Raw genomic sequence first — 26,046 nt, 5'->3', positions numbered from 1 at the left:
TTTGAGGATAGCTGTTTTTTAATAGGTCATCGTCCATGTGACTTTTTGGAGCCAATACATCATATACTTTCCGAGCGGGAGATCCGTTTGAATCTCATCATATGCTACCGTATACGCGCCGTTCTCATTGTTCCATAGACGATTAAAATACTCGTCCACCTCATCAAAGAAGGCTGTATCCACTTCTCCTGTCACTTCGACGTCTGCCTCTAGGTTGTAATCGTTCATGTTCCGGGTCGTATAGTTCCCCGATCCTAAGACAACGGTTTTCTCCTCACCATCTACATAGAGGATTTTTGGATGATATTGTTCCTTACCGACATCATACCAGCGAATCTCGATATGCTCCGGGTTGACGGTGTTCAGTTCTGCCGTCACCGGTAAGTTCGGTAACCCTGATTTCGATCGACCGAACGCATTCGTGTTCGGATCGAGGATCAAGTTCACAGTCACCCCGCGCCCTGCGGCATCCTCGATTGCTTGGATGATATTCCGGTCTGCCAAATAAAACATTCCGATCCAGATGGTGTCTCCATCGTCCGCCCCATTCATTGCATCGAGCACTGACTCTTGAATTTTCCCTTCGGTGACGTAACGAATCTTCATTGGTGCCTCGCTCGGCGCATTTTCAATCTTCGACAACGCTTCATCATCAGGGAATCGGCGTGCATCTCCTTTCGAGAACGTCGCGACCGCTTGCTCACCTTCAACGATTTCTTTTAAAATCGGTCCTTTTAAATGGACACCGACATTCGAGTGGTATCCGCTAGCGTCATGTGGATTGGCGGATAGTACAAATCCCTCATTTTCAGTGACCATCACCTTCCGATGGTTCGCTTTGATGTTGAGCAACCTTAAATAAGCACGAACCGTAATGTCCGGTGCCGAAGAGGCCATCGGATTCGGCAACCAGCCGGATTGACTGTCCCCGAACCATTGAAGCGCCATTCGATAAAACGTGGAGTAAAGAATATTTGGGTCACGAAGTTCGTCGAGATTTGTGTACACGACTTCTACTCCTGCCTCCTCCAGTACATCGAAGTGGTCGGAAACGTGCCCGTTATAAGTCGTATTGATATCGTCTGTAATAAAAACGACTTTCAAGTCCGGATATCGCTCCATTTGCTCAAGTAATGCCGATGACAGGCGCGATGTGATGTCCGGATATTGTCGGTCTTCATTCGAATAAGGATTGAATAAGAAAAAGTCCATGACGATGTATTCCTTTGCCTCACGTATTGCTCGTTCAACTTCACTAAATATCTCTTGTTCGACAATCTCCGTATCTTCCCCTTGATAGGTCAAATCGTGGAGAAAATCGATTTGGTCATCTGTGATGAGATATGGTTCAGATTGTCTCGACACGCCTTCAGGTAATGGTTTGACTTGATGATATACGAGCGTGATGAGAAAAATGACCGCTACGATTGCAGCTCCCCATTTCAGCCACCCTTTCTTCCCCTTTTTCTTCGCCATAAGCTCCCCCTCCTCATTTGCTGGTGAAAAAAACGAGCCGTAGTCTCCTACAGCCCGTCAAATCATACTTCCATAATAATCGGCAGGACCATCGGGTGTCTCCGCGTCTTTTGGGCCAAATAAGGTGTGAGGGTGTCTGAGACGAGTTGTTTCATCTCCGACCACTTCATCTGCTTATTGGACAATCCTTGTTCGACGGTTTTCTTCAACAATCGTTCGCCGTCACGAATCAGACTACCTGATTCACGCATATAGACGAATCCACGTGAGATGATATCTGGTCCTGAGACGAGTTTGCGCGTCTTGCCATCGATGCTGATGACGACGACAACGAGTCCATCTTCAGACAGAATTCGGCGATCCCTTAATACTATATTCCCGATATCACCAATTCCATTCCCATCGATATACACAGCGTTCGCAGAAATTTTGCCAGTGACCGCAGCCGACTCCGAGTCGACAGCAAGCACTTCACCATTATCCATAACGAAACTGTTCTCTTTCGGGATTCCTACCGATTCAGCAAGCTCAGCATGCTTTTTCAACATGCGGTACTCACCGTGAATCGGCATGAAGAATTTTGGATTCAACAGACGAATCATCAATAACTGCTCTTGTTGCGAACCATGACCTGATGTATGAATGTTCGTCAACTTACCGTAGACAACATCCGCTCCCGCTTTATACAACTGGTCAATCGTCTTCCCGACGGAGATGGCATTTCCTGGGATTGGAGAAGAAGAAAAGATGACCGTATCCCCAGGAATGATTGACACTTGACGATGGGTACCATTCGCAATACGGCTGAGTGCTGCCATCGGTTCCCCTTGCGAGCCGGTACAAAGAATCGCGATTTCATTCGGGTCGTAGTGACGCATTTGATTCGCCTCAATGATCATCCCTTTCGGAACGTTGATGAAACCGAGTTCTTGTCCAATCGTCATGACTTTCTCCATCGAACGACCGAAAATCATGAGATGGCGACCTGTCTCGGCACACGCATCGACCACTTGTTGCAAGCGATAGATGTTCGATGCGAATGTTGCAAAGATGATTCGACCATCCGCTTTCCGGAACGTTTCACTAATCGTCCCACCGACAACGCTCTCACTCATCGTGAAGCCTTCCACTTCTGCATTTGTCGAATCGGACAAGAGACAAAGCACGCCTTCTTTTCCGATTTCCGCCATCTTGGCGAGGTCTGCCGGCTCACCTACCGGAGTGAAGTCGAACTTGAAGTCACCCGTATGGACGATGTTCCCTTGTGGCGTCTTGACGACGACACCGAGTGAGTTCGGAATCGAGTGCGTCGTGCGGAAGAAGGAGATGCTCGTCTTGCGGAACTTGATGAGTGAATCCTCATCAATCTCATGGAGTTCCGCCTCACGAAGCAACCCATGCTCCTCAAGTTTAACTTTAATCAATCCGAGCGCGAGCTTCGTCGCGTAAATCGGCAATTGCACTTGCTTCAATAGGAATGGAATTCCCCCGATATGGTCCTCGTGACCGTGAGTGATGAATACCCCTTTTACTTTGTCCTTGTTTTTAATCAGGTACGAGTAATCAGGAATCACATAGTCGATTCCAAGCAAGTCATCCTCTGGGAACATGATTCCCGCATCGATGACGATGATTTCATCTTGGAATTGAACAACATATGTGTTCTTCCCGATTTCTCCGAGTCCGCCCAATGCGAACACGGCTGTTTGGTGGTTCTTAACAAACTTCATTTAATCTCTCCTTACTTCAATTATTAATACATCTATGTGAAACATAAGTGATTCTCGAATATGCCCGTAAGATTCTTTTTTCATTATAGCTCATATCATGACAATATTTCACTAACGATGTGATATTCGTGGTAGTTTCCCTATTTCGTGTTATCCTTTTAGTGGGTTCAGAAAACATATTTTTTTAGATAAAGAGAAAGAATGGTGAATCAAATGGAAGATCAAAAGGTTGTTTTCTTCGACATTGACGGCACGCTTTTACATGAAGGTAGTTATATACCGCCTTCCACGATTTCAGCAATTCAGGCATTGCGAGAAAACGGCGTCGAGACATTCATCGCGACGGGACGAGGACCGGCCATGCTATCCGATATCCCAGAACGTGTCGGGATTGATAGTCTTGTTTGCTATAACGGTCAGATTGTCGTGCATAAAGGTGAAATCGTCTATCGTAACACGCTTTCAAAAGATGCACTCGGCCGATTGACGACGCACGCCGCTTCAAATGATCATACTCTCGTCTATTTGGGACAAGACCGTGGTGGTGCTTCAAGACCGAATGATGCCATCGTCAAACAATCGCTCGGTGAACTCGACATGCCGATTCCTTCATTCGAACCGAACTTCCATACAGAAGAAGATGTGTATCAGACGTTACTGTATTGCACGCCTGAAGACGAGCATCATTATATCAACGCCTACCGTGAGTTCGATTTTATCCGTTGGCATCCTCATGCAATGGACGTGATCAACAAAGGGGCCAGTAAGGCAGATGGCATCCGTCACTTTATTGAGACCAATGGCTACCGTCTTGAGAATACGTACGCTTTCGGAGATGCGTTGAACGACTTGGCCATGCTTCAGTATGTAGGTACTGGAATCGCCATGGGCAATGGTCGCACCGAAACGAAAGACGTGGCGGATTTTGTCACGAAGTCCATCCTTGAAGATGGAATCGAGTACGGCTTGAAAGCGATGAAACTCATTTAAAAAAGACCTCTTGGAGTCAAACCGTCGAGTTGGATCAATCGATTCAACGATCGCGGCATCGCTCCAAAGGTCTTTTTTTATCTCGAACGAAGTGTACGCTCTAGTCTATCCAAATCGGTATCCTTCCCGATGATAATCAAAATATCTTCCGATAAAATCATCTCATCCGCTTGAGGAGAAATCAGGACATCGTCATCGCGACGAATCGCCACGATGTTCACCCCGTACTTTGCCCGCAAGTCCAAATCGATGAGTGATTTGTTAGATAACTTATCAGATGCTTTTATTTCGACAATCGAATGTTCATTCGATAATTCGAGGTAGTCGAGGATACTTTGGCTCATCAATCCATTGGCAATTCGAACGCCCATGTCACGCTCAGGGTGGACGATATTGTCTGCCCCAATTCGACGAAGTACTTTTTCATGGTAATCGTTTGTTGCTTTCACCGTGATGATTTGAACACCAAGTTCTTTTAAAATCAACGTCGTCAAAATGGAAGCTTGAATATTCTCCCCGATGGCGACGATGACATGTTCAAAGTTACGAATCCCCAAACTCTTCAACACATTTTCATCTGTTGTATCGGCGATCACCGCATGGGTTGCCAATCCCATAAACTCATTGACACGCTCCTCATCTGAATCGATGGCGAGGACGTCATATCCATTTGAAGACAATTCACGGACGATCGACCCACCAAATCGTCCTAATCCGATGACTGCAAATTCACCTGTCATGATGCTACATCCCTTTCCTACACATGTTCACTTCTTGATTCTTCGTTCAGTGTAACTGATTCCACTTCAAAACTCTATACAAAATACAAAACGGGATTCCCTTTAAATAAAGGAAATCCCGTTCTCGCCATTATGCTTTTCCACTCGATCGTTTCCCTCGTACGTAGTCGTTATCAAACAAGAACAAACGGAGCAAGAGGTAGAGTGCCGGAACGAGTAGGAGCAATCCTAAGATGAACACGATGACAAGCGCCACCGCCATCGACTCGTTGACGACACTTCCATTAATGTCGATGTACGGATACAGGATGTATGGTAAGTGAGAATATCCGTATCCGAACCATGCCATGAAGAACTGCCCCATGACCATCAAGAAGGCAATCCCGTAATTTCGTTTCATATACACGAAGGAGACGGCGATGACGAAGAACAAGAAGCTCATCGCGAACCACCACCAGTTCCCTCCTAGGATGCTTTCGTAATGCCACGCAGCTTGCGACTTCAATCCAAAGAAAACGAGACCCGATGCGATAATCGTCGGGACGCTCCAGAATAGAGCCCATTTCCGAACGAGTTCGACGGCATTTTGGTCACGTGCCTTGTCCGCGTAGAACAAGAGGAACATGGCACTAATATAGAGGACGGAGACAATCGCCAAGATGACGACCGTCCAGGAGTAGAAGTTGGTGAACAACTTCGCTCCGTCAAAGAAGACCCCGTTCTCTGTTTCCGTGATGAAACCTCCTTGGCTGACCGTCAGTACCGTCGACATCGAAGCTGGGATGAGTAATCCCGTCGCTCCATAAAGGAACACATAGAGCGTGCTTTCCTTTGAGCCATAGTTAGCGAACGCATAAAAACTACCACGAATCGCAAGCAAGATTAACACGACAGACGCCGGAACGAGCAAAGCCGTACCATAGTAATAAGCGGTGTCCGGAAAGAATCCGACAATCCCGACAAAGAAGAAAACGAAGAATACGTTCGTCACTTCCCATGTCGGTGACAAATACCGTTTGACGAGTCGGTTCACTAAGTGATCACGTTTCGTATAGCGGCTATAGAAAGCGAAGAAGCCTGCACCGAAGTCAATCGATGCGACGATGAGATAGCCGTATAGGAACGTCCATAAGACGGCAATCCCTAATTCTTGAATTTGCATGTCATACCCTCCGATCACACTTCATCCGCAAACATCGCTTCACCACGATGCTCGGATTGTTTTAGTTCTTTCCCTACCGGATTCTCTTTGAACAGGCGTGATAGGACAACCACAGTCACTGTTCCAAGTACCGCGTAGAGGATCGCGAAAGCGACAAGCATCCAACCGACGTTCGCTGAAGTCGTAGCTGCCTCACTCGTACGCATTAACTCATATAACGCCCAAGGTTGACGACCAAATTCAGCGAAGAACCACCCAAACTCAATCGCTGCCATGGCTAGCGGTCCACCGGCTGCAATCGCAAAGAGCATCGGCTTGCTGAACTGGTTCAAACGTTTAATATAGCGGCCGAGTACAAACAGGAAGGAGATGAGTGCGAGAAGCATCCCAATTCCGACCATCGCATCAAATAGATAGTGAACGAAGAGCGGCGGTTGATCTTCTTTCGCAAACTCATTGAGACCCGTCACCTCGTAGTTCGGGACTCCACCTGCAAGAATAGAGAGCGCGTAAGGAATCTTCAAGGCGCCTCGGACTTCATAGCCACCTTGACCATCATCTTCTAACCATCCACCCAAAATCAATTCAGCCTCGGAGGAGGTTTCGAAATGCCATTCTGCCGCGGCTAATTTATCTGGTTGGTACTGAGCCAAATATTTACCTGAGAAGTCACCGACGAGCGCTGTCGCAATCGCAAAGATCAAAGCGACCGTCATCGTCAGACGGAGACCTTTCTTGTGATATTCAATCGACATCTTGTCGAGTTGATTTCGACGTTGACGTAACAACTGAACGGCTGCAATCGCAGCTAGAATGAACGCGGATGTTAAAATAGCTGAAGTCAACACGTGTGCCATTTTAGTCGGCATAGCCGGACTGAACATCGCCTCGAGTGGGCTGACATTTGCCAATCGACCATCGACAATATCAAACCCTACAGGCTGGTTCATAAAACTGTTTACCGTTGTGATAAAGAACCCTGAGAACAATGCACCGACTGCAACCGGTATCCCGAGAAGCATGTGGTGCCACGGATTTTTAAATCGATCCCACGTGTACAAGTAAATACCAAGGAAAATCGCTTCAAAGAAGAAGGCGAACGTTTCCATGAAAAGCGGGAGCGCAATCGTTTGACCCGCAACGCGCATCAAATTCGGCCAGAGAAGTGAAAGCTGCAGACCGATGGCCGTACCTGTCACAACCCCAACTGCTACCGTCACGACATAACCACGCGACCAACGGCGAGCCATGAGCGTGTATTTCGGGTCTTTTTTACGTATTCCTAAAAATTCTGCCAATAAAATTAAAAGTGGAACCCCGACGCCGAGTGTGGCAAAAATCACATGAAAACCTAATGTGAGTGCCGTCAATGCTCGACTCATCAGGACAGGATCTTGAAACATCTATTGATTACCTCCTATCTCTCTCTATCGCTTCGAACCCATGTATGAAACGACAATCACAGATGAATACCCTTCGATACTTACATCATAATGATTTTATATTGCGCTGTAATGTCTCAATGCTCGAGTTCGCAAAATGTTCACATTTGAGCAATCGCCACAAAATCGTCGCTTTACATGAATAAATGTTTCCCTTTTTCACCCTCGTTCACTCCTTTTCGGGCACACTAAAAGCGGACTCAATCGAGACCGCTTCGTGTTATTGAATCATGACATTACGGAAGTAGTGGTCGAATAAATCGATGGCTACTTCAATCGAACGTTCATCCGGGTTGAGTGTCGATTGATGAAGTCCTGATCCCATATCGTTTACGCCTAACCAAACCATGAATCCAGGGACCTGTTTCAACATATATCCAAAATCTTCACCCGTCATGGCAGGGACACACGTTTTATAAGAATAGCCGACCTCTTCCACCGCTTCCTCGAATTGATAGAGGTAACGTTCGTCATTGACGACCTCGTGATAGCGATTACCAAATTCAAGGTCAATCTGAACGTTATACGTCATCTCGACACCGGCAATGATTTGACGAATCCGGCTTTCAAGCACGACCATTTCTTTGTCGGACAATGCACGGACCGTCCCATCCAATTTGGCCGTATCAGCGATGATATTTTCTTTCGTTCCTGCTGCGACTTTTCCGATACTGACGACCGCACTTCCCATCGGGTCAATGTTCCGTGACACAATCGTTTGCAGTTGCATGATGAGGGCGGCCGAAACGATAACAGCGTCAATCCCTGCGTGAGGGAAAGCACCATGTCCCCCTTTTCCGTGAATGGTGATATGAAGCTCTCGCGCACTCGCAAACAACACGCCCGGTCTTGAAGCGACCATGCCGACAGGATATTCAGGCGCGACATGCAAGCCGAACAGTGCATCCGGCCGGAAGTGATAGAACAATTCTGATTTCGCCATCGGTTCGGCTCCTCCCGGGCCCTCTTCGGCCGGTTGGAAAAAGACGACAAGGTGATGGTTAAGCGGTTCCTCGACCGCTCGTTTAATTAACCCAAGCGCAATCGACATGTGCACATCATGTCCGCATGCATGCATCATTCCTTCGTGAATCGATGCGAATTCTAGCCCCGTCTCTTCCGTGATGGGCAGTCCATCCATATCGGCTCGATATCCAATCGTCTTCTCACCGACGAGACCATCTACCCGGACGAAAAGACCTGTTCGCCAGTGTGTGATGTGAACACGTGGTGAATCGAGCGATCGAATCAATTGCTCAAGTGTCGCTTGTGTTTTGAACTCTTCATATCCGGCTTCCGGAATTAAATGCAGCTGTCTTCTCGCTTCAATTGCCCAATTCATCATTCAGTCTCCTTCGTAATTTCTTCAACGATCTTCCAAAACGCTTGAACTTGCGCCAACTCCAACATCGATTCTGTCGAAAGCATCCACGTGTCCCGGACGAGTGGCACACCACCCGACGACGTCAATGGAATCTTATTCATCTCATTCACATCTTTGATGGTCGATTCAGGGAGAATCGCGAACCCGATTCCGTGTAACGCCATCTGTTTGCATGTCTCGATTTGATCGACGACCAGCGTCGTCAGAGGTGGACTCGAAAACCGTTCCTGCCACCACTCTAATATTTCCTGGTAATAAGTCGAATCACTCTTGAATTGAATAAACGAGCGCTCATTGTTTTTTAGTTGGGAGAGGTCGGTCATTTTTAGATCGACCAAATGCAAGGAATCGGAGAACAACTTCATCCGTTCTCCTCGCCAATCCGGATTCCCTCGAATGATTCCGATATGAAAATTCTCTTCGAGCATATAACGCATCATTTCGCTCGACCATCCGGTGACCAATTTGACACGGACGGACGGATAGCGTTCGACGAACGTCTTCAATACCTTGGGTAACCAATATTGTCCCATGATGGAGGCGACGGCAATTTTCAACGTCCCGTACACTTCCCCTTGGTTGGCAGTCAGTTCACCCCTCAGTTCTTGTTCTTCGCTGTACATCTTTTTGGCGAACTCGATGATTTTCTCCCCATCTGGCGTCAATGCGAGCCCTCTTGTGGAGCGAACGAAAATCTTCTTTCCCCACTGATGTTCGATGGTCACGAGCCGTTGACTGAGCGCTGGTTGTGAGACAAACAACCGCTCGGCTGCTTTCCGCATATTCAATTCTTCCGCAAGAATAATTAACACTTCTACTTCCGAAACTTGCATCACGTCACCTGTTTCTCTATCGTTTGAAAGATTGTATACTGAATAAGTATTTGTTTCAATGTATCATATCATGTTTAATCATCAATTTGATTGTTAGGAGGAAATCTGATGCAACGTCATCATTTCGCCTTTATCGTTGCGACCGTCGCGACGCTCGGCAGCCTTTATTTTTCAGAGATTATGCTCTTTTTACCTTGTAAGTTGTGTTGGTTCCAACGCATCTTTATGTATCCACTAGCCATCTACTACTTGACTATCATGTTGACTGCACGAGACGTCAACCGCTTGTTCGTAGGGATTATGGCCGGTGCCGGATGGTGTATCAGTCTGTATCACGTTATTTTAGAACGTATCCCGAACGGTGAAGCCTTCTGTACGAACGACTGCCTGATTCGTTGGGTCAACTATTTTGGATTCGTCACCATCCCACTCCTCAGTTTTATCGCCTTTACCTGCATCCTGATCGTTCAGTTCGTCCCGCTTAAGAAAGCGTGAGACAACAAAGGAGAAGCTGTCTCGAGACAGCTTCTCCTTTTTTCATTGCCACCATTCGTCGTACAACGAGGCAGGCATGTGATGCTTGTGGCGTGAACGTTTGAAAATTGTCTCGATTCGCTCGGCGATTGTTGGGTCGATTGTCTTCCCTTCCAAATAGTCGTCCAGCTGATCATACGTCATACCGAGTGCGACTTCGTCAGGAAGTCCAGGGCGACCATCTTCAAGGTCAGCCGTCGGCACCTTATAAATCACACGCTCATGCGCTTCAAGTTCATGGAGAAGTGCTTTCCCTTGACGTTTGTTCAAACCGGTCAACGGTGTGAGGTCACAAGCTCCGTCACCGTGTTTTGTATAAAATCCTGTCACATATTCCGCAGCATGATCCGTTCCGACCACAAGGGCACCGAATGTTGCCGCGATATCGTATTGTGCCTTCATCCGCTCACGTGCCTTCGTGTTCCCTTTATGGAAGTCACTCAATTCGAGACCCGTTGCACGGTTAAACGCTTCAACCGATGCGTCAACAGCAGGCTTAATGTTGACAGTGAACGATTTGTCCGGACGAATGAACTCAAGCGCAAGTTGCGCGTCATGCTCATCGTGTTGCTCACCATATGGCAATCTGATCGCATAAAATGTATACTCGCCACCCGTTTCTTCACGAAGCTCTTCCATGGCGAGTTGACATAGCTTTCCGGCAAGGCTTGAGTCTTGCCCACCTGAGATACCTAGGACGAGTCCTTTCGCACCGGCTCGTTTCACATATGCTTTCAAAAAGTCGATGCGTTGACGAATTTCTTCTTTCGGGTTGATGGTCGGTTTGACATGTGTTGATTCAATGATATGTTGTTGCATGGATTGCCCTCCCACTATGCTCTCATTTTGCTTTATTGTCTGATAATCCTTATACCCCGTCAACTAGCGTCTCAAAAAGAAAGACGGAAACAACAGTTTCCGCCATGGCTTTATTGAACTTTAAATGATGTGACCTCTCCACCGATTGGTGTCATTTCTAAGAACAACGGTTGATCTTTCGCCGGTGCTTCATCGAGCAATACCCCAAACGTGAAGCCACCGCCGGTCACTTCGGCTGCGCCTTGAGCGTAAATATTATGTCCGTCTGACACAGACCACTCGAACTCGACTTCATCCGTATACCCGCTCACTTGAATCATCGTGTCATTCAAATCAATTTGTACATCACGGAACGCACCGTCCGATTGCGGCTCTGTTGCTGGTGTTTCTTCCGGTGTTTCTGATGTACCTTCATCCGGAGTTTCTGTTGCAGCAGATTCAACCGTGAACGTCGTCTCATCTGTCACAGCAATTTCAGGTGCCCCATCAACTTGACCGAGCCCAATCACTTCGACCGAATATTCGCCAGCCTCTAATTCATCTAACAGGAAGACCTCATCGAAGATCTTTTGTTCATCCGCTGCCCACTTTTCTTCGATAATCGATTCCGTGAACATAAATTCGCTACCATAATCAAACACGATTTTGTCACCTTGTTTGATAATCAACTGATAGCGCTGTGACGTATTGAATGTCACATCCACGGCTTCCTCATTTGGGTTCGTCATTTTGATTGTTGCTGATAATGCTTGGGCTGCTGAATCGTATGCCATTTCCGTGTCGAGCGTCAATGGAGCCGGTGGTTCAGACGAATCACTGTTTACTTGACTCGGTTTCGCCTCTTCTTTCCCACATCCCGCTACGACTAATAAGATTGCCGTCACTACGGCGAGCAACCAAGTTTTCTTCATGGATCCCACTCTCCTCAACAAAATAAAAAACGTCTATAGCACTAGTGTATACAATGTGCAGACGTTTGTAATGATTTCCCTTATATTATTTACCTTTTTTACGAAACTTTAGTTTGTTCCATGTATTGTTGCCAACCGGTCATGAACAATGAATCTGCGATATCGAGATCAGACCGGACTTGAGCCGTGACAGAGAACGTCTCACTGTGCATCGATTCAAACGTGACGACCATCGTTTCTCCTACTACTTCCTTATAAGCTACAAGTTCAGGCGTTTCTGCAAACAATATCATAAGTATGGCTCCTTTGTTCATCTGTGATAAATCTAGTGTACCAATCTGAAACCAAGATATATGTCCTATCGTTCGACAGCACAACAATGACATTTTACCTATTGTCGAAACGTTTACATCAAATGTTAGTCAATTGGGGAAATGTGCATGTGTTTTTGTGAAAAAAAGGAGCAATCCGCAATGCAGATGCTCCTCTTTACCTTAAATTGTAAATCAAAATGATTCGACACATGTCGAACGAAACCTCATTTCGAGCGGTTCGAAATTTGTTGCCATACCGTCCCGAGTGCTGTCTCGCCGCTCGTGATCCGCTCTTTCGCAAGTCGCGCTTGTAAAGAGACCTCGAACTCGCGATCTTCCTCCGCGATTGACAAGGCAGGTACAGCCCGTTCATCTCCACAATCGAATAAGAAACGAGCCGCTCGCCAACGTACGAGTTTGTTTTTATCTTTCAGCGCCTCAATCATTGAAGGTTGTGACTGAGGTAATGCCCAATCGGAGACCGTATCCCCAGCTGTTCGTCGCACAATAGGAGAAGCGTCCACTAAAGCTTGTTCAATATATGTGACATATTCCTCACGTCGTTCTTCAAACATCCCGATCATGACGACCGCTTGTCGACGAATTGCCATCACGGAATCTTCCAAGGCACGACGGAAATAGGGCATATTCTCATGATGGATTTCAAGTTCATCCAGGAATGCCATCCGATCTTTCCAATTTTCCGACTGCAAATGGTTCGCGTTTGCCTCAAAATCTGCTTCACGACCAAACGCACGGGCCACGATCCGTTCGATGCGCTCTTCAGGATACGCCGCTTCCAATTCTTCTTGCGCGATGACACTGACTTCATCCAATTCACCATAGCGTGGGGCTTGCTCTACCCAACGACGGTCTTGAATGACATTCTTCACTTGTGCTTGAACTTCCATCGCTGCATCGACAAATCGTTTCGACAGCCCGATTCGTTTTTCTTCGTCCCCTTTGACGAGTTTTAATTGCATCGGTACATCGAGCACGAACTGGACGGATACATGGACTGGTTCATAGTCCGTATCCATCTTTGTGGATTCGACTTCCTCAACTTGTTCCCCGAACGCCCGTCGGATTTCATTCATGACGTCATGCCAATCATGTTTCGGATGTCGCTCGACAGCGAGAAAATCAGACACGGCGTAAACGGATTTGACGCCTCGAAGCCCAATGATTTCTTGAATGATGGCTGGGGCATCCGTACTCGCTTTATCGTACGTTATGCCTCTCCCTTCGAACGGAGGGTCCACAATGATTTTCAAGTTATTCGGACTTGGTGTCGGTTCGATTGCTACTAGTTTCATCCTCATCACCTCACTTTTCATCGTGACGAAAATGACAAAAAAACGCAAGCGAGTCGCTTGCGTTCGATCAATCCTCTATTTTACTTAAAACAACGCGATAAACTGTTGGAGTGAATACGTCGTCCCATCCACAGTAAATGTGTCGTCCTCTGAAATCGGTTCAAGGAAGAAACGTTTTTCACCATCTTCTTTCACGTAACCAAAAATATGATTGGATTGATAGAACAATTCAACAATCGTCATTCGTCCAAATGTCATCCCATCGTTCATTACCGCCCGATCACCTAATTCGCCGCCATTGTACAGTTCGATGTAAGTTTCCATTTTGGTGTCGCTCCTCTTGTGTTTGTTTTCACAATTCCTTTCTATCAAACAACATGAGCGACTTCAAGTTAATTTTTTGTGTTACGCTTCCAAAATTCTATCCATTTACGATATTCCGATAATGTTTTGTTAATTTGATTAATCGACTTCTCATCGTGCAACCCACTATCATCAATCTTTTCTTTACAATGCGTGATGAAAATTTCATTTCCCGGTAAAACATTTGCACGATTTGTGGCAAATACTTGTCGGAGATGGATTTGGCATCTGGCGGTTCCAAGTATGCCAGGCGAGGCCCCGGCGATCATGACCGGTTTATCCCGAAGTGGCGTCCCTGGCTCGAGCGAAAGCCAGTCGATCGCATTCTTTAGGACGCCCGGGATGCTATGGTTATATTCGGGGGTGACAATCAATAATCCATCAGCTTCCCGAACGACTTGCTTCAAAGTAGCCACAACCTCTGGTTCATCTGGATCAATCAAATCATCATTGAACAGTGGAAGTTCGATGGAGACGACTTCAATGTCGAAATCATCTTGAGCCAGTTCAATGATCGAATGCAAAAGAGCGGTATTAAAAGATTTCTTTCGAAGACTTCCTGACATAGCGATTAACTTATACTTTTCCATGATCCACCTCCTGCATCCATTCGTTCATGATTTTTGCTTCTTCTTCAGGGGATTCCATCATCCCCATATGACTGAACGGAACGATTGCTTTAGTATGTCGTGACGCACCTAAAAACGCCCGCTCCTCATTCATATTCGGGTCTTTTGAGCCGTAAATGAATAGGCCGGGGAGGTCAGTCGTTTCGACGGTGTCCACTTCGTCTTCACGATCCCGGATCGCCTGTTGCGCGTTCACGATTCCCTCGACCGTCATCTCATATCCGATTGCAATCGCTTGTTGAACGAGCGCCGGGTCGGAATCACTTGAGAAGACATTTGGAATCATTCCGTCAATAAACGGCTCGACCCCTTCTTCGATGACTTGATGAATGGCACCGTTTCGCTTCTCCCGCGCCGCTTCTGTATCCGCGGCAGCCGTCGAGTGAATCAATACAAATCCTGATATTTCTGTTCCATAGCGACGCACGAGGTTAGTCGTCACGTAGCCTCCGAAAGAATGCCCACATACAAGGGGACGCTCAAGGCCTCGAAGACGAATTTCTTCGATGACCCAGTCCGCAAAATGATCCATCGTTTCCGGCCCCACGTCCGTCCCAGCATGACCGGGTAATGTGAGCGTGTGGACTTCGGCATTCAATAGCGGTTCCAATTGTTCAAAGTACTTTGGAGAACCGCACAACCCATGTAACAATACGAGTGCTTTCATATCATCGAGTGCTCCTTTTCTTCCCATTCTGTTTTGAGTAGCCGATACATAGTCAAATCCATGAATCGACCATGGCTATATGCATAATCTTGTAGAAGTCCCTCTTCAATAAATCCCAATTTTTGAACGAGTCGATTCGACCCTTCATTCCCTGGTGCGACCAACGCAGAGATTCGATGAAACTTGAATTCTTCAAAACCGTATTGAATGACAGCTGAAGCGGCTTCGAAAGCCACCCCTTGTCTCCAATAGTGAGGGGAAACCTCAAACCCGATTTCGGCGCGATAATATTGGGGCGTCCAATTATGGAATCCAATCGTTCCAACCAATTCATTCGTCATCCGATCGCATATCGCCCAGCGAATGGCCTTCCCTTGCTGAAATTGATCTTTAAAGTAAGCGATCACGTTCTTCGCCTCATAGACGGCAAGCAACGGGTCCGACCCATAATATCGCATCACTTCCTCAGTGGATAGAATGGTATATAGTGCTCTAGCATCACGCGGTTCTAGCTCTCGCAGGATAAACCGGGGCGTAGCGAGCTCAGGAAAACTCCGTTTTAATCCCCACATGTGTAACCCGCCTTTCCTATTCGTTTCCTCAATTATACTTCTATTTTCCCAAATGTATCGAACTCAACCCTCTGGTACCGTCTTAAGATGGCGGAAAGCATGTGTTTTTGCTACTATAATCGTAGTATGTCAAACTGAGGGGATACCATATGTCAAAACAACTCTTTTATTTGAAGCAAGACCGGGACGTCCAACGCTTCACACTCCATGGTGTGACGTTGGCGGATGTAACAGAAGCGCTTTCCGTGACGAGACCGATGATTATTTGTCGAACGGATATCAAAGGGATGAGACAATCCTCGAGGTCGCGTTTTCGTTATATTGAAGCGCATGAACTATCTTCGTTCTCGTCTAAGTATTTGAATAACCAAACAACATTCACAGCGATCGATTTTCCGGACTACAACACGCTCGAAACTCTGTCCGATCATGAAATTGCAGAAATCTTGTTTTTAAGTCATATGGAACGCGGAATCAAGAAGCCGTTCTTGGATTCGCTCGATAATGAGATTGTATTCTTCAATGAAGCAAACGATCGACATAGCAGTCTTTATATTCGCGATTGGTCGACAATCAATCGTTTCGTTCAAAACATGTTGCAAAGTAAACTTGATCGTGATATTCGTAACATCAGTTTTGTTCCGATTCCACTTCCTGTCATTGATGAATTACTCGAGTTGGCACCTCAAGGTCTGATCATCGATTTCGATCATACGAAACGCAGTTTGTTCAATCGCCAAATCGTCATCTCATTCTATGTAGCGGGTCGCTATGAAGACATGTCCGTTCTTGAAGAGGACTTCGATGCGAAGAAAGAATCCATCGCCTTAAAAGGACAGTTGTTGTATCGCCGTCGTACATGGCAGATTGAGCGATTATAAGGTCATACATGTAACCAATAGATGCGAACCTCTGAAAACGGGGTTCTTTTTTGTTATTTTCAGACCGATTGTTTCAACCTTATTCCTATGCTAGACAGGGTTGAACGCTATTCTTAAAAATTGATAACAAATTGTCTTAATTTTTTGTTAAATTAACACTTTTCTTTTTCGAACGAGGCGTTATACTAGGAATAACCTTCTGGAGGAATGGAAGGCAATATAGAGAAAGCGAGGTGAAAATCTATTCATCACGCGATGGATAGATACACGAAATGGAACAACTGAAAGTACAAGGAGTCTCATCGTTCACCAAGTTTGCGACGAATGGAAAAATGCTGAAACTTAAAGATGCTCACGCAGGGGAACAGCGCATTTCACTACAGGATGCGACGGATATTCAAGTCTCTCTGCTCGACGAAGACCATTCGCGCTTCACTATATTTGGTCACGCTCACCCTTTGGTGGAGCTGATCCTTCCTCACAATTCTTGTGAAGTCCTCTATGCTTGGTTACTACACAAGATGAAACGACAAAAAATCAAACTCGCTTCGAACGCGTAAAAAAATGAGGTCTTGTCTCCATATGGGAGAAAGACCTCATTTTTCACATTATGAGAACAATGAAACGAGCCAACTGACTAGAATGCCCACAATAGCAAAGTCAGAGTCTCCAAACGTCGTACTTTCAAAACCTAAGTTCCCTAATAGCGGAAGTAACAAAGCCGGTAAGAAACTAATCAGAATTCCGTTAGCAATCGATCCAAGAATCGCTCCTCGACGTCCACCCGTAGCGTTCCCGAATACTCCCGCTGTCGCTCCTGTAAAGAAGTGAGGTACGAGACCCGGGACGATGACCGCCAAACCAAACAACGGTAATAGAAACATCGAAAATAATCCAGCGGCAAAACTTGCAAGAAATCCAATAATGACAGCGTTTGGTGCAAATGGGAAAACTGTCGGACAATCGAGCGCAGGTTTTGCGTTCGGAACCATCTTATCAGCAATCCCTTTAAAGGCAGGTACGATTTCGGCAATCAACATGCGAACCCCCGCAAGTACGATATACACGCCCGCTGCAAAAGTAATGGCTTGGATGATAGAGAAGACGATATAGTTCGACCCATCTGATAATTCTGTTTCAATGAACGCAGGACCGGCAAAGATTGCGACGACCACGAAGAGTAAGGTCATCGTCAACGAAACTGCTACCGACGTATCACGTAAAAAACCAAGTTGTTTCGGTACTTGAATCTGCTCGGTTGAATGCTCTTTGTTTCCCGCATATTTTCCGATTGTCCCTGAAACAAAGTATCCGAGTGACCCGAAATGTCCAACTGCAAAATCGTCAGAGCCAGTAATTTGACGTACAAAAGGTTGAAGGAGTGCCGGGAATAAGACCATACAGAGTCCTAGCAATACCGATCCGACGATGATCAATAACGTACCATCGAGTCCTGATACGGATAAAATTGCTGCTAGTAAGCTTGCCATAAATAACGTATGGTGACCTGTCAAGAAGATGTATTTAAATGGCGTGATACGTGCGAGCACGATATTCATAACCATACCGAACACCATGATCATTGCCGTTTCGACACCAAACGCATCTTGCGCAACCGCAACGATCGCTTCGTTGTTCGGAATGACCCCTCGGATACTGAACGCTTCGTCGAACATCTGTCCGAATATGTCGAGTGCCGCTATGATGACGCCGGCACCCGCCCCGATAATCACAAACCCCATGATTGTCTTCAATGTACCAGAGACGATTGAAGCAATATCTTTCTTCTGTAGAACGAGCCCAATCAAAGCGAACAGTCCAACCAGTATGGCAGGTGTCCCCAATATATCTCGCATAATCAAATCAAGCATGAGCGTTCCCCCCTAATAAAATTTCATCTATCTTAAACTTTTCCATCTAGTTTTGATTTAATTTCTTCAATATTCATCACGTTCTCGAGTGCGACGATTTCTTTTGAACCATCATCTAACGTTCCGATGATATCCTGAGCTCCGAGATAAATATCTGCTGGTTCAGTTCGTGCCGTCGCCAGGTCTGTATGAGAGACATCCGCCTCTTTCCCCATTTGTTCGAGTGCTTTTTTTACGTTCAATTCCATGATAAAGCTCGAGCCTAATCCATTACCGCATACCACTAAAATCTTTTTCATTATTCTTCCTCCTCTGAATAGCGATTGAGTACCTCAACAATATCGTCTACTGTGTCTGCTTCTAAAAGAAGTGACACGTCCTGTTCATTTCCTAATAGCTCGGTCAACTGTGCAAGGGCTTTTAAATGAGTCGTTTGATCGATTGCCGCTAGGACAAAGAAAGCACGAACCGGTTTCTCTCCAGGAAAGAATACAGGTTTTGTTAACTTCAGCACACTCATCCCAAGGTGATTTACACCATCTTCCGGCCTCGCATGAGGGATTGCAATTTGTGGCATGAGCACGATATACGGACCATGTTCTATGACGTTCTCAATCATCGTCTCAACATAACGAGATTCGATTGTTCCATTATCAACAAGTGGTTTGGCCGCGAGACGAATGGACTCCTGCCAATCCGATACTTGATCGTCAAGTTGGATTTCTTTTTTTGTTACGAGTTGATTTAGCACGGGTTGTCCCCCTTTCCATTCATCTTTCATCGGTTCATCTTGTAGCAGATGTTTCAATTCTTTTCTTAGTTGCGCTTCTTGATGGATTGTTGCATATTTCTTCACCACTTCGAGAATATCTGCGACTTCCATTCGGGCGACGCTCCCATTTGCGATGAAGCGCTGTTGGATTTGGCGCTTTAAGGCAAGCTGTTCTAGCCTTGTCGGTAGTGTCGGAACAAGCGTCACGTGTGCTTGTTGTTGAACCGCTAGCGGCAATCGCACCGTCGTAAAAATCAAATCGACAAGCGGTGCAAACTCCAAGACATCCCGTTGCGAAATTGGTGGCAGAAACACAAAGTCAGGAAATTGATTTTTCAAAATGTGATCGAGCATATGCGAAACGCTAATCCCGCTTGGACATACGACAATCGCTTTCATTTTTTCATCTAGATGTTGCCCCTGTTGATGAAGATGGGCCGCAAAATGAAGAGTGAAATACATGACTTCTGAACTTGGAATTTTCGTCTGAATTTGGTCTCGAATCGGGTCGAGAGAGCGGTCGACAATTACATTTAGTACACGGTGCTCCTTCATCACATATCGTTCCAATTCATCTGACGGCATAATTTCGGTATGGACACGATTGAGCGTCGCTTTCGCATGGAGGACTAGTTTTTCACATAACGCTTCGCGTTCGATTACACGTGTACAACTCAAACCTTCAAAGCGCTCAATCACCTCAATCATGATAGACGCAAGATTTTGCTGTACCAGCTCATCCATTTCTTCCGACACTTTTGAACCACCTTGAATTAACATCATCAATGTCTCCCACAGCTGTGGAACATCTTCAAAATTGTCTCGGATTGATGCATCGACTTTTTCTGTCAACCAGGAATCGTCATCTTGAACATATGCGTCAGGTGATAACCTAGACCCAATCATCAGAAAATATGCTAATTTTTCACGATGGCTTTCGACAAACTGAAACTGATTCAAGTTTTCAAAATGTTCAATCTGTCCGATCCGTTCCATAAACTCAACTTGCCAAGAATCGAAACATAAATCGAGTAATTGAGCGAACGTTGACTTCTCAAGCAATTGTTCAATTGTTCGGTACACGTATAATGCGACCGTTTGGAGATGACCGTTGAACCGATATCCTTCTTTCCTCGTATAAGAAAAATCAATCCCGAATTGGGCCGCCTGCTTTTTAACGGTGTTCAAACTTTCTTGGACCGTATACTTGGAAACATCTAATAGGTGCTGAAAATGAAAACTGGATAGAAATTCGACTTGGGTCATCGCGAATAGCGTGATGACAAGCTCTCGTTCTTCTTCTGACCAGACTAATTCGGCGCACTCGACTTGCTCGATTAGCGCCTCTGTCACGGTCAATTCTATTTTTGTTCCGTCCATCTTCAAATTCGATAGTCCGTTTCCGACGAGCCATTCTTGTATACGTTCCAATTCATATTCGACTGTCCGTCGAGAATATGGAAGCATCATCGTCAAGGTGTCTAGTGTCATTTGCTTTTCATGCAAGATGACATTTAAGATTCGTTTACTTTTTTCATTCAGTTGCATAGTAGAGGCCTCCTACACCTGTAGTATAAAACGAAATCAATCACAAAATGTAAGCGGTTACGACTGACTTTTGGGAACTTCGCCCACAAACTTCTGTCTCTTCATGAATGCATAAAAAAAGAGACGAGTGAATCTTTATATTCATTCGTCTCTTGCCATTATGAATTCGCAGTGACCGGGTTTCTGCGATAAATCGTCACGCCACCATGCTTGGCCTCTCCTACTACTTGAAAGAGCCAGCCTTTCTCAATCAAAATGGTTCGAACGGATAAAAAATCTTCGCGTGGCACGTTCACTTCATCCACTTGTTCGTCCAATAATTGTTGAAATGTCATTTCCCAATCAGTCATGTTGATTCTCCTTACGTAAGTCTTCATCATGCATCCATTTAAATAGACGACGTCCTGATTCTAAGCGGTCCGCCTTATCCAACAATGCTGTCGGGACGATCCGCGTCGCCTCAATCGACTCATCTCCGGCAAAAACGACTGATTCATTCGTCATCTGTTCAATATACTGAAGCGCGAACAATAAAATCGATTTTTCTGTTTCCAATCCGCTTTCCCGTATCACAACATCAAATGACTCATCTCGTTTATTGTCCACTAGTAACGTCCGCCCCCCGTCGAGTAGAGCCAACGACGGCACAGCATCGACATGAAAAACTTCATATGAACGATAGGTGTGCTCATCACACAGTAAAAGGGGAACAAAACGACGTCGACCCGTCCATTTCTTTAACTGGAACAAAATTTTCATCGAGGTGAACCATGTCGCCCCTTCTCTATCTTTTTCCACTAATATCGTGGGAACTGATGCCTCATCAGCTTCTTTCTTTTGAACGAATAACCATTTTGCTACATCTACCACAACGATCAAACCGTTCTCCTCCTTATGATCCATTCAGACAATGCAATCATCGTCAACGCAACGAGCCAACCGCCAAGCACATCACTAAAGTAATGAACGTTTAAGATGACTCGGCTGAGCGAGACCGCAAGGACGAGGCACAAGAGAATGAAGATGACGACTCTCGACTGTTTCTTTCGATACAGTACATAAGCTGTCAATCCATATAGTGCAAGCGATCCTGAGGCATGTCCGCTCGGAAAACTGTATGTCGTTGCATCGAGGGATGCATCAATGAGCGGTCGGTCGATTCCGTAGACGAGCTTCAGCACTTGAGTAAACAGAAGTGTCCCGATTCCGACGAGCGCTAGGCGCCACGCTTCGATACGGTCCCCACGCCAATACCAGAACAACAATCCTAATATGGAGAGTCCCACAATGACTTGTGCACTCCCGAGCTCTGTCACGTAGGCAAACACTCGATCCGGTAGCGGCTGTAACCATTCATATACGAATGTGTTCATCGGATCGACCGCCCCTAAAACGACAAACACCGACACGATCACATATGCGACCGTCCCGGTGATGACCACCATCTGCGGTGTCCACTTCATCAATACAACCCTTTTCTTTCACGCATCTCTTCTTCTCCGAAATCGACCATATCTCGTAACCGGTGCGCCAATCGTCCTGAAGCGTTGGCAGCGATGGCACCGACGAGATCGTCCATGAACGTATGCACTTGCCCATCATCCATCTTCGTGTCGAGTTGTTTGATGATACCGATTTTTGCCTTGTCTAAGTATCCGAAAGTCGTAACGGCAATCGAACCATATGTGTTGACGGCACCGATTGCAATCGTCTCGTCCACTCCAAATAAACCTTCGTCTGAGGCGATAATCGACAGAAGCGGTTCGGATAATTGCCCTTTTTCAGCCAACATATCGAGCTCTGATCCCACGAGAATCGCATGTTGTAGTTCACGTTTATCAAGAACCGCCTCGACAGAATCCATACAATCTTTTAGAGAAAGATGTGGCGAATAAGGTGCCTGCATCTGGTATACGATTTCAGCAATCGATTCAATCGTGACCCCGCGTTCGAGCAAACGAGCACGAGCCGCTTCTCGGACGTCACGTGAGTGTGGTACGTGTTTCATAATAGGCGCAGGATCGAAATCCCGCTTCACATCCCTTCGTTCAGAGAGTCATCGTCTCTCTATATGATATAACCATTATACTGAAAAATTGAAAAAAGACGAACCCTGCTTTGACTTCCCACATTAAATCGGTCATCATTAACATGTAGGTTAAACGATTAAAGGGGGAAGAGGAATGAAGATTGGGGTAGTCTTATTTCCGTCTAAACAAGTGCAAGATTTTGCGAACTCTTATCGAAAACGCTATGACACAAAATATGCGTTGATTTCACCTCACGTGACCATTAAAGAGCGGACAGAGGTGTCAGAAGAAGACTTGCCGAAAGTACTCGAGTACTTGCAACAAGTTGCGGATTCGACTAAACCGATTCAGTTGAAAGTCGATGGCGTCCGGTCTTTCGCACCGACGAACAATGTCTTGTATTTAAAAGTGTTACCGACACGTGATTTGTCGACTCTTCAGCAACAACTGCATGAAGGTGTGCTCAACCAAGCACCGAAATATGAATTCTTGCCGCACATCACGATTGGTCAAGATTTGACCGATGCCGAGCTGTTCGACGTCCTCGAACGTATGCGTATGGAGCAGGTTCATTTCGAAGAGACGATCACTCGGATGGCCGTCATGTATGAACTCGAAAATGAAACATGGAACGTCTATGAGACGTTCCGTTTCCGAGGCTAACCTTATATGCTCCGGTCGACATAGCGACCGGGGTTTTTTTCTTGCTCTTCTTCAAGCCATTCTTCACGTCGAGGTCGGATTCGTTGGACACGTTTGATTCGTGTCACCGGTTCGATGCTTGCTCGACCTGATGGCTGGACTTGTCGGTTGACGTATTGTACGACAGTAAAATCAATCTGATAGGGACCCATGATCTGACCTCCTTCATAGGTCCTTACCCGATTTATTCACGAGGTAATACAAAAATGGCGCATCACTGCGCCATTCCCCAAACTTATAAAATATGGTATCCGCTATCTACGTGAATGACTTCGCCGGTCACGCCACTTCCCATCCCCGAGAGGAGGAAGAGACCTGTCGAAGCTACTTCTTCCGCCGAAACGTTTCGACGCAATGGCGCCTTCTGTTCAAGCTCAGAAAGGATACTGTTGAAATCACCAACCCCTTTGGCTGACAATGTACGAATCGGCCCCGCCGAGATAGCATTGACACGCACACCATGTGGACCGTATTCGTTCGCCAAATACTTGACGCTCGAATCAAGTGCCGCTTTGGCGACACCCATCAAGTTGTAGTTCGGAACGACACGCTCGCCGCCGAGGTAAGTGAGTGTGATCACCGAGGCGTCTTGTGCGAAGTAAGGCTTCGCCGCTTTCACAACTGCCGTCAAACTAAATGCTGAGATGTCTAATGCCTGCGCGAACTGACCACGTGTCATTTCTGAGAACTCACCGCGCAATGCTTCTTTGTCAGCAAATGCGATCGAATGCGCGATTCCTTGAATCTCGCCAGCTTGTTCGTGAATCGAACGGAATGTTGAATCAATCGCTTCGTCATTCGTCACATCACACTCAAGTAGAATCGCTTCTTGTTTCAACTCACTCGCGAGTGACTCGAGACCCGATTTGAATCGTTCTGCCGCATACGTTAACACGAGCTTCGCCCCTGCCTCATCAAGCGTTTTGGCAATCGCCCATGCAATCGAGCGCTTGTTGGCAATCCCCATGACGACGTACGTTTTATTCGTTAATGTTGGATAAATTGACATCATAAACTCCCCTTTTTAGTACCTGGTGATAATATCTGTTCTCAGATTACAGAAAGGTTTCTGTTTTGTCAACCGACTCGTTACGTATTGCGATTTTTTTAAGTTGCGGTAAGATAAAATACGTATAGAAAGGGTGATTCGACTCCATTATGAACCGTATACAATCATATTTTAAAAGTTTAGATACGACACTGTTGACCATCGTCTTCCTATTGATGATCATCAGTCTCGGTGCAATCTATACCGCTCAACCGATGTTGCCAACGCGACTTCAACATATCAACTTCGCTCTTGAACAAGGCATTCGTTATGTCATCGGCTTTTTTGCAATGTTCGCGATCATGACGATTGAATATGAGCAACTCCGGAAAATCCATTGGTACTTATACGCATTCGGTCTACTTCTGCTCGTCGGTCTGATTCCGTTACGTGACACGTCGCTCGTACCGAACATTAACGGGGCGTATGGTTGGTATAACGTGCCTGGATTCAGTTTCCAGCCAGCCGAATTCATGAAGCTCTTTTTATTGATTTCTATGTCGACCATCGTCTATGAGCACAATAAACGTTACGGATCGTCACAACTCGATACATGGCTCCTCGTGAAACTGGTACTAGTCGCCATCCCGCCGCTCGGGCTGATTGTGACACAACCAGACTTAGGGACCGGGCTCGTTCTGATGACGATGCTCGGCGCCATCATCATCGTCTCGGGAATCGGTTGGAAGTGGCTTCTTGGTCTCTTCAGCGCTGCGGCTTTGACCATCGGCACATTCATGTATCTGTTCTTTGCCCATTTCGAAGTCTTACAAGCATTCGTACCTGGACACGCCCTCAACCGCTTCCAGGCCTGGATTTATCCTTACGAATATTCAGATGATCTGGCATTCCAATTAATCAAATCGCTACAGGCAATCGGTTCTGGACAGATGTTCGGAGCAGGATACGGCCAGGGTCTCGTCTATTTACCGGAATCTCAAACGGACTTCATATTTGCTGTTATCGCAGAACACTATGGGTTCATTGGCGCAGCTCTCGTGATCATCGTCTTCTTCTTATTCCTCTATCGGATGATTCACATTGCGTTAGAGTCTAGTAGCGCGTTCGGAAGTTATATCGTCACCGGTGTCATCGCCATGTTCACGTTCCAAGTGTTCCAAAACATCGGTATGACAATCGGTGTCTTGCCGATCACTGGACTTACCCTCCCGTTCGTCAGTTACGGGGGAACAGGGATTATCATGAACATGATTGCCATCGGTCTCGTCATGAACGTGGCTTCTAAATCAAAAACCTATATGTTTGATGATGATTGACAAAATCCCTCAAGGTTTTACCTTGAGGGATTTCT

At 46.1% G+C, this 26,046-nt stretch carries 30 protein-coding genes; 6 read left to right on the top strand and 24 right to left on the bottom strand.

Going from position 1 to position 26,046, the window contains the following annotated elements; genetic code table 11:
• Positions 1–18 precede the first annotated feature (18 nt).
• A complete protein-coding gene (locus GVY43_RS01485; protein ID WP_159562033.1) occupies positions 19–1,476 on the bottom strand; it encodes a phospholipase D family protein in 1,458 nt (485 codons plus the stop codon).
• Between the two features lie 62 nt (positions 1,477–1,538).
• On the bottom strand, positions 1,539–3,206 hold the full coding sequence (gene rnjA, locus GVY43_RS01480) for a ribonuclease J1 (RefSeq protein WP_015881254.1): 1,668 nt from the start codon (positions 3,204–3,206) through the stop codon (positions 1,539–1,541).
• Between the two features lie 201 nt (positions 3,207–3,407).
• On the opposite strand from rnjA, the gene GVY43_RS01475 reads away from it, so the two are divergent.
• Entirely contained in the window at positions 3,408–4,196 is a 789-nt protein-coding gene (locus tag GVY43_RS01475) for a Cof-type HAD-IIB family hydrolase (RefSeq protein ID WP_201302237.1), read from the top strand.
• A gap of 77 nt (positions 4,197–4,273) precedes the next feature.
• Here GVY43_RS01475 and GVY43_RS01470 read toward each other — a convergent pair whose 3' ends face one another.
• The 5 genes from GVY43_RS01470 to GVY43_RS01450 all read right to left on the bottom strand — a co-directional run bounded on the left by GVY43_RS01470 (position 4,274) and on the right by GVY43_RS01450 (position 9,757).
• Complete coding sequence (locus GVY43_RS01470) at positions 4,274–4,936, bottom strand: TrkA family potassium uptake protein (protein WP_015881252.1); 663 nt, start codon at positions 4,934–4,936, stop codon at positions 4,274–4,276.
• A 130-nt stretch (positions 4,937–5,066) separates the two neighbouring features.
• On the bottom strand, positions 5,067–6,098 hold the full coding sequence (locus GVY43_RS01465; protein ID WP_159562032.1) for a cytochrome d ubiquinol oxidase subunit II: 1,032 nt from the start codon (positions 6,096–6,098) through the stop codon (positions 5,067–5,069).
• 14 nt (positions 6,099–6,112) lie between these two features.
• A complete protein-coding gene (locus GVY43_RS01460) occupies positions 6,113–7,501 on the bottom strand; it encodes a cytochrome ubiquinol oxidase subunit I (RefSeq protein ID WP_074037383.1) in 1,389 nt (462 codons plus the stop codon).
• A gap of 259 nt (positions 7,502–7,760) precedes the next feature.
• Positions 7,761–8,882 carry an N-acetyldiaminopimelate deacetylase gene (locus GVY43_RS01455; protein ID WP_159562031.1) on the bottom strand — a complete coding sequence of 374 codons (1,122 nt, stop codon included), beginning with the start codon at positions 8,880–8,882 and terminating at the stop codon, positions 7,761–7,763.
• Positions 8,882–9,757 carry a LysR family transcriptional regulator gene (locus GVY43_RS01450; protein ID WP_074037386.1) on the bottom strand — a complete coding sequence of 292 codons (876 nt, stop codon included), beginning with the start codon at positions 9,755–9,757 and terminating at the stop codon, positions 8,882–8,884. Before GVY43_RS01450 ends, GVY43_RS01455 begins: the two co-directional genes overlap by 1 nt.
• 108 nt (positions 9,758–9,865) lie before the next feature.
• Here GVY43_RS01450 and GVY43_RS01445 point away from each other — a divergent pair, with 108 nt between their 5' ends.
• Positions 9,866–10,252 (top strand): disulfide bond formation protein B, encoded by a 387-nt coding sequence (locus GVY43_RS01445; RefSeq protein ID WP_159562030.1) that lies wholly within the window; start codon positions 9,866–9,868, stop codon positions 10,250–10,252.
• Between the two features lie 42 nt (positions 10,253–10,294).
• On the opposite strand, the gene nadE is transcribed toward GVY43_RS01445, so the two are convergent.
• From nadE to GVY43_RS01405, 8 genes are all read right to left on the bottom strand, one after another.
• Entirely contained in the window at positions 10,295–11,110 is an 816-nt protein-coding gene (nadE, locus tag GVY43_RS01440) for an ammonia-dependent NAD(+) synthetase (protein WP_074037388.1), read from the bottom strand.
• 110 nt (positions 11,111–11,220) lie between these two features.
• A complete protein-coding gene (locus GVY43_RS01435) occupies positions 11,221–12,021 on the bottom strand; it encodes a BsuPI-related putative proteinase inhibitor (protein ID WP_159562029.1) in 801 nt (266 codons plus the stop codon).
• A gap of 98 nt (positions 12,022–12,119) precedes the next feature.
• On the bottom strand, positions 12,120–12,314 hold the full coding sequence (locus GVY43_RS01430; protein ID WP_074037391.1) for a hypothetical protein: 195 nt from the start codon (positions 12,312–12,314) through the stop codon (positions 12,120–12,122).
• A gap of 245 nt (positions 12,315–12,559) precedes the next feature.
• Complete coding sequence (locus tag GVY43_RS01425; protein ID WP_074037949.1) at positions 12,560–13,651, bottom strand: virulence factor; 1,092 nt, start codon at positions 13,649–13,651, stop codon at positions 12,560–12,562.
• 84 nt (positions 13,652–13,735) lie between these two features.
• On the bottom strand, positions 13,736–13,975 hold the full coding sequence (locus tag GVY43_RS01420; RefSeq protein ID WP_015881242.1) for a hypothetical protein: 240 nt from the start codon (positions 13,973–13,975) through the stop codon (positions 13,736–13,738).
• A 68-nt stretch (positions 13,976–14,043) separates the two neighbouring features.
• The gene (locus tag GVY43_RS01415; RefSeq protein ID WP_159562028.1) at positions 14,044–14,604 is read right to left on the bottom strand and encodes an NADPH-dependent FMN reductase; all 561 of its coding nucleotides are present in this window, start codon (positions 14,602–14,604) and stop codon (positions 14,044–14,046) included.
• On the bottom strand, positions 14,591–15,310 hold the full coding sequence (locus tag GVY43_RS01410) for an alpha/beta fold hydrolase (protein ID WP_159562027.1): 720 nt from the start codon (positions 15,308–15,310) through the stop codon (positions 14,591–14,593). Before GVY43_RS01410 ends, GVY43_RS01415 begins: the two co-directional genes overlap by 14 nt.
• Positions 15,307–15,882 (bottom strand): GNAT family N-acetyltransferase, encoded by a 576-nt coding sequence (locus GVY43_RS01405; RefSeq protein ID WP_015881239.1) that lies wholly within the window; start codon positions 15,880–15,882, stop codon positions 15,307–15,309. The genes GVY43_RS01410 and GVY43_RS01405 overlap by 4 nt, the downstream gene beginning before the upstream one ends.
• A 149-nt stretch (positions 15,883–16,031) precedes the next feature.
• Here GVY43_RS01405 and GVY43_RS01400 point away from each other — a divergent pair, with 149 nt between their 5' ends.
• A complete protein-coding gene (locus GVY43_RS01400) occupies positions 16,032–16,763 on the top strand; it encodes a hypothetical protein (protein WP_074037395.1) in 732 nt (243 codons plus the stop codon).
• 272 nt (positions 16,764–17,035) lie between these two features.
• Positions 17,036–17,323, top strand: a complete 288-nt coding sequence (locus tag GVY43_RS01395) for a hypothetical protein (protein ID WP_074037396.1) — start codon at positions 17,036–17,038, stop codon at positions 17,321–17,323.
• Positions 17,324–17,371: 48 nt separating this feature from the next.
• On the opposite strand, the gene GVY43_RS01390 is transcribed toward GVY43_RS01395, so the two are convergent.
• From GVY43_RS01390 to GVY43_RS01360, 7 genes are all read right to left on the bottom strand, one after another.
• Positions 17,372–18,634, bottom strand: a complete 1,263-nt coding sequence (locus GVY43_RS01390; RefSeq protein WP_074037398.1) for a PTS ascorbate transporter subunit IIC — start codon at positions 18,632–18,634, stop codon at positions 17,372–17,374.
• 32 nt (positions 18,635–18,666) lie between these two features.
• A complete protein-coding gene (locus GVY43_RS01385; RefSeq protein WP_074037399.1) occupies positions 18,667–18,933 on the bottom strand; it encodes a PTS sugar transporter subunit IIB in 267 nt (88 codons plus the stop codon).
• Complete coding sequence (locus GVY43_RS01380; RefSeq protein WP_159562026.1) at positions 18,933–20,954, bottom strand: PTS sugar transporter subunit IIA; 2,022 nt, start codon at positions 20,952–20,954, stop codon at positions 18,933–18,935. Before GVY43_RS01380 ends, GVY43_RS01385 begins: the two co-directional genes overlap by 1 nt.
• A 158-nt stretch (positions 20,955–21,112) precedes the next feature.
• Positions 21,113–21,304 (bottom strand): hypothetical protein, encoded by a 192-nt coding sequence (locus GVY43_RS01375; RefSeq protein WP_074037402.1) that lies wholly within the window; start codon positions 21,302–21,304, stop codon positions 21,113–21,115.
• The gene (locus tag GVY43_RS01370; RefSeq protein WP_159562025.1) at positions 21,297–21,833 is read right to left on the bottom strand and encodes a hypothetical protein; all 537 of its coding nucleotides are present in this window, start codon (positions 21,831–21,833) and stop codon (positions 21,297–21,299) included. Before GVY43_RS01370 ends, GVY43_RS01375 begins: the two co-directional genes overlap by 8 nt.
• Positions 21,830–22,417, bottom strand: a complete 588-nt coding sequence (locus GVY43_RS01365) for a phosphatase PAP2 family protein (RefSeq protein ID WP_074037404.1) — start codon at positions 22,415–22,417, stop codon at positions 21,830–21,832. The genes GVY43_RS01370 and GVY43_RS01365 overlap by 4 nt, the downstream gene beginning before the upstream one ends.
• A complete protein-coding gene (locus tag GVY43_RS01360) occupies positions 22,417–22,962 on the bottom strand; it encodes a phosphatidylglycerophosphatase A (protein WP_015881233.1) in 546 nt (181 codons plus the stop codon). Before GVY43_RS01360 ends, GVY43_RS01365 begins: the two co-directional genes overlap by 1 nt.
• A 175-nt stretch (positions 22,963–23,137) precedes the next feature.
• On the opposite strand from GVY43_RS01360, the gene GVY43_RS01355 reads away from it, so the two are divergent.
• On the top strand, positions 23,138–23,647 hold the full coding sequence (locus GVY43_RS01355) for a YjcG family protein (RefSeq protein WP_159562024.1): 510 nt from the start codon (positions 23,138–23,140) through the stop codon (positions 23,645–23,647).
• A gap of 2 nt (positions 23,648–23,649) precedes the next feature.
• Here the strand turns inward: GVY43_RS01355 and GVY43_RS01350 are convergent, their stop codons facing one another.
• Both GVY43_RS01350 and fabI read right to left on the bottom strand, forming a co-directional pair.
• Positions 23,650–23,838, bottom strand: a complete 189-nt coding sequence (locus GVY43_RS01350; RefSeq protein WP_015881231.1) for a hypothetical protein — start codon at positions 23,836–23,838, stop codon at positions 23,650–23,652.
• Positions 23,839–23,921: 83 nt separating this feature from the next.
• Positions 23,922–24,695 carry an enoyl-ACP reductase FabI gene (gene fabI / locus GVY43_RS01345; RefSeq protein WP_159562023.1) on the bottom strand — a complete coding sequence of 258 codons (774 nt, stop codon included), beginning with the start codon at positions 24,693–24,695 and terminating at the stop codon, positions 23,922–23,924.
• Positions 24,696–24,844: 149 nt separating this feature from the next.
• Between fabI and GVY43_RS01340 the strand changes: the two genes are divergently transcribed.
• Positions 24,845–26,011, top strand: a complete 1,167-nt coding sequence (locus tag GVY43_RS01340; RefSeq protein WP_031421494.1) for an FtsW/RodA/SpoVE family cell cycle protein — start codon at positions 24,845–24,847, stop codon at positions 26,009–26,011.
• The last annotated feature ends 35 nt before the right edge of the window (positions 26,012–26,046 follow it).

The organism is Exiguobacterium sp. 8H (assembly GCF_902506255.1).
GTDB classification, from domain to species: Bacteria; Bacillota; Bacilli; order Exiguobacteriales; family Exiguobacteriaceae; genus Exiguobacterium; species Exiguobacterium profundum.
This window is presented reverse-complemented; position numbering and strand designations above follow the sequence as displayed.